The organism is Bacillus sp. LR--39 (assembly GCF_053613335.1).
In genome coordinates, this window is sequence record NZ_JBSIOT010001303.1 from 1 (window position 1) to 577 (window position 577).

General features: G+C 45.9%; 1 protein-coding gene and 1 pseudogene. Both read right to left on the reverse strand.

What is annotated here, in order from left to right; genetic code table 11:
- Nucleotides 1-146, reverse strand: a pseudogene (locus ACWHAR_RS30135) (6-phospho-3-hexuloisomerase); the annotation flags it as partial.
- A gap of 5 nt (nt 147-151) precedes the next feature.
- On the reverse strand, nt 152-577 hold a 426-nt coding region (locus tag ACWHAR_RS30140), incomplete at its 5' end, for an orotidine 5'-phosphate decarboxylase / HUMPS family protein (protein WP_452088810.1).

Sequence of the window (577 nt, forward strand, 5' to 3'; positions counted from 1 at the left end):
AGGCCAGACCGCCCCGCACCCGCGGTGAAAATTTGGCGGGATGAAAGAATGTGATCGGCAAGCTGGTCAGCCTCTTCATTAGCAATATAAGCTGCTGAATTGTGTAACTCATTGAGAATTTCCGCTACGTATTCAGTCGTTTTCATAGGAGTTATCCTTGGACAATCAGCTGCTTCATTTTTGAAGCTGTTTCCGCCTTATCATCTGCGCTTGTAATTCCGCCCCCAACAATGACAAGGTCAGGGTTTTGCTTGATCACTTCTGGCAGTGTATCAAGTTTGATGCCGCCCGCGATTGCGGTTTTTGCGTTTTTTACGGTATTTTTGATTGTCGTTAATTCTTCGAAAGAGTTTTTGCCCTCTGCTTGAAGATCATAGCCAGTGTGGACGCAGATGTAGTCAACGCCGAGTGCGTCAATTTCTTGCGCACGGGACTCGATATCTTTCACGTTAATCATGTCCACTAAGATTTTCTTCTTTTGTTTTTTGGCTTCTTCTACTGCGCCTTTAATCGTTGCGTCGTCTGTAGCCCCTAAAACGGTGATGATGTCAGCGCCTGCTTCCGACGCTTTCATAAT